Source organism: Paenibacillus fonticola DSM 21315 (assembly GCF_000381905.1).
Taxonomy (GTDB): Bacteria; Bacillota; Bacilli; order Paenibacillales; family Paenibacillaceae; genus Fontibacillus; species Fontibacillus fonticola.
On sequence record NZ_KB907259.1, the window covers coordinates 146,292 to 156,986 of the forward strand.

Below are 10,695 nucleotides of genomic sequence, written 5' to 3' on the forward strand. Positions count from 1 at the left end.
CCATAGAGCGTGACTTGAAGCCCTCGGCACTTGTGCCGGGGGCTTTTTTAGAGATATTTTCACGGAAAACCTGGGAAGTACAAGCAAATTGATTACAGCTGAGATGAGTAAAACAATTTCAGCGCTCAACTCCTTTCAGTCGTTTTATTTCTGGTAATTATTGTTGTGAAAATGTACTTTAATTCCTTGCGGGGACAAGGATTGTGATATACTGGGTAAAGATGTTAATAGGTCAGGCTTGTCCAAATTGTAAGAGGAACGGGGAAAGTCATGAAACATCGGTTCACAGTGCCGGTCATTGCCGGAACGCTTATGTTCGCTATGTTAGTGATATTATACTTCGTTGAATCGACAGTATGGTATGTTGTGTTATGCGTATGTCTGCTGGCCGTGTTGTGGGGATATGTCAAGTATGTGAAAGAACAGGCGGCTAATGAGCGCAAACAGCTGCTTGAATCCGTTCAAAGGACGGCAACCGCTACACTTGGTCACCATCGGCATGATTGGATGAACGACCTGCAAATATTGTACGGATACATCCAATTGGGCAAAGTTGATAAACTGGTCAGCTGTGTGGACAGAATAAAAGAAAGGATGGCCGTGGAGAGTAAAATTTCTCGACTGGGCATCCCGGCGTTAGTTTTTTATTTGCAATCCTTTCGCGAAGTGAATTGCTCTGTTCAGCTTGCAGTAGATATCGAAGGTGACGTGGAGCTTGGCAAGCTGTTGTCCGCCGAGGATGCTGAGCAGCTAACCGAAGTGATTGTTGCCACGATTCGCGCGTTTCAATTTGCTGGCCGCTCCTCTTGGGGCGAGATGCTGCAGCTTAAGCTGTCCTTTTGCCTTGAAGAGAACGAGGTGCTCATCAGATTTGATCAGGATGGAACTGCCTGCAATGTGAAAATGTTATTGGAGCGGGTCAATGAAATTGTATCGGGGAAACAAGTTCGTGCCGAGCAGGTAGATCCTCAAATGTCCTCTGTTAGACTACGAATGTTATGCGGAAATTTATAAAGAGGGTGAACGCATGTTTATAGATAAAGCGAAAGTATACGTTAAAGGCGGTGACGGCGGCGACGGCATCGTAGCTTTCCGGCGCGAGAAATACGTCCCGGAAGGCGGTCCTGCGGGCGGAGATGGCGGTAAGGGCGGAGATGTCATCTTCCGCGTTGACGAAGGTCTGCGAACGCTGATGGATTTTCGTTATCAGCGGCACTTTAAGGCAGAGCGCGGCGTGAAGGGGCGAAATAAGAGCCAGCATGGCGCCAATGCGGACAATATGATTGTACGGATTCCGCCTGGGACGGTTATCATCGATGATGATACGCAGGAGGTGCTGGCGGATTTGACAAGACATGGGCAGCAGATTGTCGTAGCCAGAGGCGGACGCGGAGGGCGCGGTAACGTCCGTTTTGCCACGCCGAGCAATCCAGCCCCTGAGCTGGCCGAGCACGGAGAAGAAGGACAGGAGCGCTGGATTGTACTTGAGCTGAAGGTGATGGCTGATGTAGGTTTGGTCGGATTTCCGAGCGTAGGCAAATCCACGCTGCTGTCAGTCGTTTCGGCGGCTCAGCCAAAAATCGGAGCATACCATTTCACTACGATTACCCCAAACCTCGGCGTCGTGGATGTAAGCGAAGGGCGCAGTTTCGTTATGGCTGATCTGCCGGGATTAATAGAGGGAGCCCATGAAGGAGTAGGTTTGGGACATGAGTTCCTACGTCATGTTGAGCGTACACGAGTCATTATTCACGTAGTGGATATGGCCGGATCGGAGGGCAGAGATCCTTTTGATGACTGGCTGAAAATAAACGAGGAGCTTAAGCTGTACAATGCTGAGCTCGAGAATCGTCCGCAAATTGTCGCAGCTAACAAAATGGATATGCCAGAGGCGGCTGAGCATTTAGAAAAATTCCGTAAGCAGGTGAAGGAAGTCCGACCTGACCTGGAAATTATGCCGATTTCATCCTTAACCCGTCAGGGCATTCAGGAATTGCTTTATCGCACCGCGGATTTACTGGATCAAATACCGGAAGCTCCTGTCATTGACGAAGTAACCGATCTGAATGAGCGGAAAATTTATAAGCTGGCCAAGGAAGAGGAACAAGACTTCGTCATTAGGCGAGAAAATGAGGATTTTGTAGTCGAGAGTGTCAAAATTGAAAAAATGATGAAGCGGATGCAATTGAATTCCCATGATGCGATTCTGAAACTCGCTCGCACGCTTCGTCATATGGGCGTGGACGATGAACTGCGCAAACGCGGGGCGAAGGATGGAACGATCGTTCGAATCGGTGATTTTGAATTTGAATTCGTTGAAGGAAGCAGCTACTATTAAAGCTTGCAATGGGAAGAGCACCCGCGGGTGGGAGAGCACCTGCGGGGGCTCTTTGCTGTTTCTGGTGCACAGCCATGGATGAAGGGCTTTCATCATCAATGAGTGCTTACGAGGTGGAGCTTAGGCTGATTTATTTCCTCAGGATGGAATAGATGCATGAAAAAAATCCGCGCTAATCTGTGCGTAAAATAGGTTGCCTCATCCTCATCTTTCCGTTATAATGTCCACTATACGAGAACAGAAGTCTTTAAGGGGAGGACGTTTGTGAAGGAGCGTTATTACTTGGTCCGTGAGGATATTTTGCCTGAAGCGGTGCTCAAGACGCTTCAAGTGAAGCAGCTGCTTGCCGCTGGAGACGTCAAGACGGTGCATGAAGCTGCGCTGCAAGTTGGGCTTAGCCGCAGTGCTTTTTATAAGTATAAAGACGGCATTCATCCATTGAATCAAATGGAACGGGAAGAAATTGTGACGATATCGTTCGACCTGGAGCATCGCTCCGGTATTTTATCGGAAGTATTGTCCCTGCTAGCCGGGTCAGGAGGAAATGTGCTGACGATCAATCAGAGCATTCCTTTGCAAGGAAGGGCTAACGTCGTTATTTCTGTGGAAACTTCGCGGCTGACGGAGGAACTTGATGAGATGATAACCGCTTTGCAGGCGATATCCGGTGTAAAGAAAATTCAAATTATCGGTCAAGGATAAGTATCTCCCGTAAATATTTACAATTATAATAAAACCCGGACAGGGAACAGGAGGGGACTCATATTGAAACCCGTTAAGGTAGGTTTGCTTGGGCTCGGCACGGTGGGAACCGGCGTCGTCCGTATAGTGGAAGGGCATCAGGAGGATTTGAGCAGTCAGGTTGGATCTCCGATCGTCATTGAGAAGGTCGCTGTTAAAAATCTGGAGAAGGCAAGAAGTATCGAAATCGATCGAAGCAAGCTTACGGAGGATCCTTGGGAAGTTATCCGCGATCCGGAAATTGACGTTATCATCGAAGTTATGGGTGGCGTTGAGGCAACTAAAGGATACATTCTCGAAGCGTTGGACCGCGGTAAACATATTGTAACGGCGAATAAGGATTTAATGGCTCTATACGGTTCAGAAATTATGGCCAAGGCGCTGGAGAAGCAATGCGATGTATTTTATGAGGCGAGTGTGGCTGGCGGCATCCCGATCATCCGCACGCTGATTGAAGGCTTCTCGTCAGATCGCATAGTCAAGATTATGGGGATCGTAAATGGGACAACGAACTATATATTGAGCAAGATGAGCCAGGAAGATGCATCCTATGGGGATGTCCTGAAAGAGGCGCAGGAGCTCGGTTATGCGGAGGCTGACCCTACTTCCGACGTGGAAGGTCTGGATGCGGCAAGGAAGATGGTCATTCTGGGCTCGCTGGGCTTCCGTACGAATGTAGAACTGAGCGATGTCGATGTCCGGGGCATTTCCAGCGTATCGAAAGAGGATATCGCCTATGCGAAAAAGCTCGGCTACGAGATGAAGCTGCTCGGTATCGCCGACCGTCAGGATGAAGAGTTCAGCATCAGCGTTCAGCCGACGATGGTGAAGAAGAGCCATCCGATCGCAGCGGTTAACGGCGTGTTCAATGCCGTTTACGTGCATGGCGAAGCGGTGGGGGAGACGATGTTCTACGGTGCAGGCGCCGGGGAAATGCCGACCGCTACATCTATAGTGGCGGATCTTGTTGCGGTAGTTAAAAATCTGAAGCTGGGAGTAAACGGCTTAAAAGCGATGGTTCCATATAAGCCGAAGAAACTGAAGAGCGACGAACAGATTGCCTATAAGAACTTTCTGCTGCTTGAGGTGGATGACAAAGCCGGCGTGCTGGCGCAAATTACGCAAGTATTTGGGGAATATGATGTAAGTCTTGAATCTGTAGTTCAATCGCCGGATGAACAGACGCAGGATGCGGAAATTATTATTGTGACCCATCATGCCAGCAAGGCGAATATGGATAAGGTGCTGAAGCATTTTGAGACGCTGAAAGTCATTCGCCGCATTAAAAGTGTGTACCGGGTAGAAGGCTAGGTTAATTTATTCCGAATATAAAAGGGGTTTTATTTCATGAGATATCAAGGATTGCTGCACACGTACAAACAATATTTGCCGGTCAACGACAATACGCCGCTGCTGACATTACATGAGGGGAACACACCGCTTGTTCGCGCCGACAATTTGTCTGCTGAATTAGGACTCGATCTGTATTTTAAATATGAAGGGCTGAATCCGACGGGTTCCTTCAAGGATCGCGGGATGGTTATGGCGGTTGCAAAGGCCATCGAAGAGGGAAGCAATACGATTATGTGTGCTTCTACAGGCAACACTTCAGCGGCAGCGGCGGCATATGCTGCCCGGGCAGGGATCAACTGTATCGTGCTGATCCCGAACAATAATATCGCTCTTGGAAAATTGGCGCAGGCAATGATTTATGGAGCAAAGGTTATCGCCATTGAAGGCAACTTTGACCGCGCATTGGAAATCGTACGTGACATTACGGCGAAGCATCCTATTACTCTGGTCAACTCGGTAAATCCATATCGCATTGAGGGCCAAAAAACGGCAGCTTTTGAAGTGTGTGATCAATTAGGCAAGGCTCCGGATGTGCTTGCGATCCCTGTGGGGAATGCTGGGAATATTTCTGCGTATTGGAAAGGGTTCAAAGAGTACCGTGAGCTAGGCAAAACAGACTCCCTTCCGCGCATGGTTGGTTTTGAAGCTGAAGGCGCTATGGCTATCGTTAAAGGAGAGCCGATTTTGGAGCCTGAAACGGTAGCGACAGCAATTCGCATCGGCAATCCGGCCAGCTGGAAAACAGCGGTAGCGGCAGCAGAAGAGTCCGGCGGGCAAATTAACTATGTTACGGATGAGGAAATACTGGCAGCTTATAAGACGATTGCTGCGCGTGAAGGCGTGTTTGCTGAACCGGCATCTGCAGCTTCAGTGGCAGGTGTGTATAAGCTGAAGAAAGAAGGCTATTTCAAAGGCGGCGAAACCGTCGTATGCGTCTTGACAGGCCATGGACTCAAAGACCCTAACATTGCAATCAAGAGCATCGGCAGCGAGCCGCTTGTTGTGCAGGATACGGAAGAAGCGGTAATGGCGGCCATTGCCAAGCTGCAAGGAGAGCAAGAATGATATCCAAAACAGGCGTGCGCGTAAAGGTGCCCGCTAGTACGGCGAACTTGGGGCCAGGCTTTGACACGCTTGGCATGGCGCTTTCGCTGTACGCCTGGATTGAGATTAAGCCTGCGGAATCAACCGTCATTCATTTGTATGGGGATCAGATGAAGGGAATTCCAGTAGATAAAAGCAATTTAATTTACGAAGTTGCACAGTCTGTTTTTCGCGAGGCGGGCGTGTCCGTTCCAGAGCTGGAAATATCGATGTATTCGGATATTCCGCTCACAAGAGGCCTTGGCAGCAGCGCATCAGCAATCGTCGGCGCGCTCGTGGCGGCGAATGAGCTGATCGGCTCTCCGCTCGATCAGAGCAAGCTGTTCGATATGGCTACAGCACTTGAGAACCACCCTGACAATGTCGGAGCCTCGCTGTTTGGCGGGATAATTACGGCAGTGTGGGACGGTGCTCATGCACAATATTTGCGGATAGAGCCGCCGGCTGATTTGCAGGTGCTGGTGGCGATTCCCCAGTTTCATCTCGCTACATCCAAAGCTCGAAAAGTACTTCCCGAACAGGTTAGTTTAAGCGATGCGGTGTTCAATGTCAGCCGGACATCTCTTTTTACTGCGGCCATGGCTGCCGGAAGATTGGATCTGATTCGCGCTGCCATGCAGGATCGGCTGCACCAGCCTTACCGCGCTCCGCTCGTCCCGGGGATGTCCCGCATTTTGGAGGAAGCGGTGAAACATGGCGCGCTAGGTGCTGCGCTTAGCGGGGCCGGACCGACATTGCTGGCTCTGACAGATCGGCGCGATAATCGCGGGGCAGAACTTGAACGATTTTTAATTGATGTGCTCAACGAGCATGGAATAACGGCACAGACAATTTGGCTAGAACCTTGCACACAAGGCGCCGCGGTGCTTACTATAGAGAAGAGTGAGCGGTTTATCGATTCCATAAAAGGGGAAGTCAGAGCATGAAAGTAATTGCATTACTGCCGGAAGGCTCAGTATCTCATGAAGCGGTTCTTAATTTGTTTGGCGACGAGCCGGTTCAGCTGCTCCATTGCAAGCAAATTTCCGATGTCTTTCTGGCGACAGCAAATGGCAGGAGTCAATACAGTGTAATTCCGATCGAAAATACGATCGAGGGCTCCGTCAGCTTGCATATGGATTGGCTTGTACATCAGGTGGACATTCCGATGCAGGTAGAGTGGGTATATCCATCCATTCAAAATTTAATCGGGAATAAAGAGGAATTCATGTCTGGTTCAGATTCAAATAAGCTTGACTATTCCAAAGTGCGCAAAGTGTTATCCCATCCTGTCGCTATGGCGCAGTGTACGAAGTTTCTGAGTGCCCATATGCCTCAAGCGGAGCTTGAGCATGTTGCCAGTACTTCTGAAGCGGTGAAGCTCGTTAAGGAGCGGCCCGGAGAAGGCTGGACAGCGATAGGGACTGCGCTGGGAGCCAAGACGCATGGCCTGGATATTCTTGCGGATAAAGTAACTGACCATGATAACAACTTTACACGATTTGTTCTTATCGGGCAGGAGCCGATCAAGCTTAGCAAAAATTATCCGACCCAGGATAAGACAAGTATTCTTGTTACGCTTCCCGAGGATTTTCCGGGGGCTCTTCATCAGGTGTTGTCCGCATTTGCATGGCGCAAGCTGAATTTGTCGCGCATTGAATCAAGACCTACCAAGAAACGTCTGGGAAATTATTATTTTTATATGGATGTGCTGTCTTCCTTGGAATCTGTATTGCTGCAATCGGCGATTGGGGAAATAGAGGCTCTAGGGTGTCACGTTCGTATACTCGGTTCATATCCGAGTTATTCTATTATGAATCATAAACTGGAGGTGCGAAAATAATGGCAGAGCAATTAATATATTTAGACGGACAATTCGTAACAAAGGAAAATGCAAAGATATCAGTATATGATCACGGTTTCTTATATGGTGATGGTATATTCGAAGGAATTCGCATCTATAACGGCAATATTTTCAAATGCAAAGAGCACTTGGACCGATTGTACGATTCGGCAAAATCCATTATGCTGAACATTCCTTTATCGTATCAGGAAATGGAGGAGGCGCTCGTTGAGACGCTGCGCCGTAACGAACTTCGCGACGGTTATATCCGCCTTGTTGTATCCCGCGGCCCGGGCAATCTCGGACTGGATCCTAACCGCTGCCCTAAAGCGTCGGTAATCATCATCGCTGAGCAGCTGGCGATTTATTCGGAAGAAGCTTACAAGACGGGCTTAAAGACGGTATCCGTCTCCACGAAACGCAACATTCCGGATGCGCTGAATCCGAAGATCAAATCACTTAACTACTTGAACAACATTCTCGTTAAAATCCAATCGAACCTTTCCGGAGCGGGCGAAGCGATCATGCTGAACTCGCAAGGGTATGTCACTGAGGGCTCCGGGGATAATATTTTTATCGTGAAAAATGGTGTAATTACGACGCCGCCCTGCTACTTGGGTGCATTGGAGGGGATTACCCGCCAGGCTATTATCGATATTTGTCATGAGAAAGGGTATAAGCTTAAAGAAGAGCCGTTTACTCTCCATGATGTCTATGTAGCTGACGAAGTGTTCCTGACAGGAACGGCAGCTGAAGTGATTGCGGTTCGTGAAGTGGATGGGCGTATTATTGGCGAGGGACATGCCGGGCCGATCACGCTCCAACTGCTCGAGGAATTCCGCAGCATCGTCGATAAAGACGGTTTGAAAGTATGGTAATGGAATGAAATGAGCGAACCTATCCTTTTTTTGTATAGAGGGTAGGTTTTTTTCATTATATGGATGTCAAATGCCGGGCTCCTGCATAGGATGTATTAAATGGGCCCCGGGCGAAGATCACGGTCCGGAGAAGAAACCTAGGAGGTCTTTAGCGCGTGAAAATACACATTGTGAAAAAAGGAGATACTTTATTTGACTTATCAAAAAAGTATAACGTTCCTTTACAAAAGTTAATTGAAGCTAATCCGCAAATTAGCAACCCGGATCAACTCAGCATTGGAATGAAGGTGAAGATTCCGACTTCGGCGGTTCCCGTTGATGAAGGAATTATTTACAAGCATACCGTCAAGCAGGGTGACTCGCTCTGGAAACTGGCGAAAGCATGGGGACTGCCTTTGCAGACACTTGTAAATGCGAATCCGCAGTTGAGCGATCCTAATGTTCTTCAAGTCGGGGAGGTTATCAACATACCAGGCGCTGCATCACCGGGGGCGCATCATTCTCCTGATAATACCGGGGCTAATCCAGCAGCACCGATTGGTCCGGCCGGTAAGAAGAATACGGCTCCTAAGCCGGAGAACATCAAGCCCGAAAACATTAAACCCGAGAACATCAAGCCGGAAAATATCAAAGTGGAAAATATTAAAGCCGAGAATATTAAAGCTGTTCCTGTGCAGCCTAAACCAGTGGAGAACATCAAGCCGGAAATCAAGCCCGAAAATATCAAGCCGGAAAACATCAAGCTGGAAAGCATTAAGGTTGAAAATATTAAAATCGTCGAAAATGTAATGCCGATCCTTCCGCAGCAGCTTCCGCAAATGGAAGTGAAGCCGATAAAATATGAGGAGCACCCTTGCCCGCCAAAGCCGCATTGCCCTGAACTTGTATCACCGTATCAATTTAAAGTCGAGCCGCCGATGCTGATGGCTGAACAAGCAATGCCATATCCACCTTGCGGATGTTCGGATCACAGTGCCAAACCGGAAAATTTGGTGCATCCATACCAGACTGAAAATCAAATGATCTCCTCTTACTATGATATCCCTCCAACTTGGCATAGTGAAAATGTAATGGGGGAATACCCGGGTCTTTCGAATGCGCCGATGTACCAACAGCCCCAGTATGTAAACCCTTATAGCCACGCTGATCATTATGCCCCTTATTCCCATTACGGACACCATGAAAATATTGCACCATTTGCTGGCGGCGACAACAAGCCTTGGGGAGAGACAATGCCATTTTCTAACATCGCTCCGCTGCATACAGTCAATGCGGCTCCGCTGCATACGGCCAATGTCGCTCCAATGCACACAGCTAATGTCTCTCCAATGCATACCGCAAATATCTCTCCGATGCACACCGCAAACATTGCCCCAATGCATACCGAAAATATCGCTCCTTTGCATATGGCTAATTACCCGCTTGAGAATGTCTCTCTACAGCCAGCAAGCATTCAGCCGAATGCACCGCATCCTTCTTATTATGAACCGATGCACGGATACTCACCATGTGGCTGTTCGGGGAATGCTGGACCGGTGCATCCATACGCTAACGCACCTTATTTGCCGTACTATGGGGGGCACCCGAACGTACCTATGGCACCTTTGGGAGCATTCGGGGCCCCAGATCACATGCATGAGGAATGCTACAAAGGGGGAAAGAGGCAGGAAGAGAATCAAGCGGAAATACAATCCACTGGAAAGGCTCCAGACACAGTTCAAGCTGCAGATCAACAGCTGAGTGCTGAGAGAGAAGCGAAAATCTCCGAACATAAAAAAAGTAAACAACAAAGCAGTAATTCCGCATCTAAAGGTAACAAACCATCCGCTAAAAAAAAGCATCGAAGCCGCCGAAATCCCTGGATTAATAATTAAATATATAAGTAGGAGAGCAGATACAAATTATTGCTCTCCTTTTTGAAGTTTCTAGCACTTATTAATCTTTTGGCGAGCTGCACAATATAGCTGAAAGGAATACTATTGCTAATCACGATCTGTCTACTTTCGATGATTGTTATATCGCTTGCTCTATGTTTATATTGTATGTTATAGTAAACATTCCATCGAAACATTGTCTGAATAGTTTCGAGGGATTTTGATAGAAAGAGGAATTACATTTATTTCTATCAAAAAAACACTTGTCATCGCTTGATGACTATGTTATATTATTTAAGTCGCCGCTGAAACAACGGTGACACGCAAGATACGAAGTTGATCTTTGAAAACTGAACAACGAGTGAGCGGGTTTCACGCAAGTGAAATCTAAATAATAGAGTCAGATGCAAATCTGATCTCGTCAGATTCAAAATGAGCTATCAGCTTATTCGATAATCGGATGGAGGGCCTCTTGCTTTCGGGCAAGAGCACTTATCCGAACTTTATTGGAGAGTTTGATCCTGGCTCAGGACGAACGCTGGCGGCGTGCCTAATACATGCAAGTCGAGCGAGGTTATTTTGGAA

At 48.0% G+C, this 10,695-nt stretch carries 9 protein-coding genes and 1 rRNA gene; all 10 read left to right on the forward strand.

From position 1 onward, the window contains the following. Positions 1-270: 270 nt before the first annotated feature. Entirely contained in the window at positions 271-1,014 is a 744-nt protein-coding gene (locus G358_RS0116235) for a Spo0B domain-containing protein (RefSeq protein WP_019638295.1), read from the forward strand. A gap of 13 nt (positions 1,015-1,027) precedes the next feature. Beyond that, the gene (gene obgE, locus G358_RS0116240) at positions 1,028-2,338 is read left to right on the forward strand and encodes a GTPase ObgE (RefSeq protein ID WP_019638296.1); all 1,311 of its coding nucleotides are present in this window, start codon (positions 1,028-1,030) and stop codon (positions 2,336-2,338) included. A gap of 264 nt (positions 2,339-2,602) precedes the next feature. Next, positions 2,603-3,040: an ACT domain-containing protein gene (locus tag G358_RS0116245; protein ID WP_019638297.1), complete on the forward strand. Its 438-nt coding sequence runs from the start codon at positions 2,603-2,605 to the stop codon at positions 3,038-3,040. 63 nt (positions 3,041-3,103) lie between these two features. Continuing rightward, positions 3,104-4,390, forward strand: a complete 1,287-nt coding sequence (locus G358_RS0116250; RefSeq protein WP_019638298.1) for a homoserine dehydrogenase — start codon at positions 3,104-3,106, stop codon at positions 4,388-4,390. Positions 4,391-4,426: 36 nt separating this feature from the next. Then, on the forward strand, positions 4,427-5,497 hold the full coding sequence (gene thrC / locus G358_RS0116255) for a threonine synthase (RefSeq protein ID WP_019638299.1): 1,071 nt from the start codon (positions 4,427-4,429) through the stop codon (positions 5,495-5,497). Next, on the forward strand, positions 5,494-6,462 hold the full coding sequence (thrB, locus tag G358_RS0116260; protein ID WP_019638300.1) for a homoserine kinase: 969 nt from the start codon (positions 5,494-5,496) through the stop codon (positions 6,460-6,462). The genes thrC and thrB overlap by 4 nt, the downstream gene beginning before the upstream one ends. Next, complete coding sequence (pheA, locus tag G358_RS0116265; RefSeq protein ID WP_019638301.1) at positions 6,459-7,358, forward strand: prephenate dehydratase; 900 nt, start codon at positions 6,459-6,461, stop codon at positions 7,356-7,358. The genes thrB and pheA overlap by 4 nt, the downstream gene beginning before the upstream one ends. Further along, positions 7,358-8,236 carry a branched-chain-amino-acid transaminase gene (ilvE, locus tag G358_RS0116270; RefSeq protein WP_019638302.1) on the forward strand — a complete coding sequence of 293 codons (879 nt, stop codon included), beginning with the start codon at positions 7,358-7,360 and terminating at the stop codon, positions 8,234-8,236. The genes pheA and ilvE overlap by 1 nt, the downstream gene beginning before the upstream one ends. 155 nt (positions 8,237-8,391) lie before the next feature. Beyond that, a complete protein-coding gene (locus tag G358_RS31805) occupies positions 8,392-10,110 on the forward strand; it encodes a muramidase family protein (RefSeq protein ID WP_019638303.1) in 1,719 nt (572 codons plus the stop codon). Positions 10,111-10,613: 503 nt separating this feature from the next. Continuing rightward, a 16S ribosomal RNA gene (locus G358_RS0116280) occupies positions 10,614-10,695 on the forward strand; the annotation flags it as partial.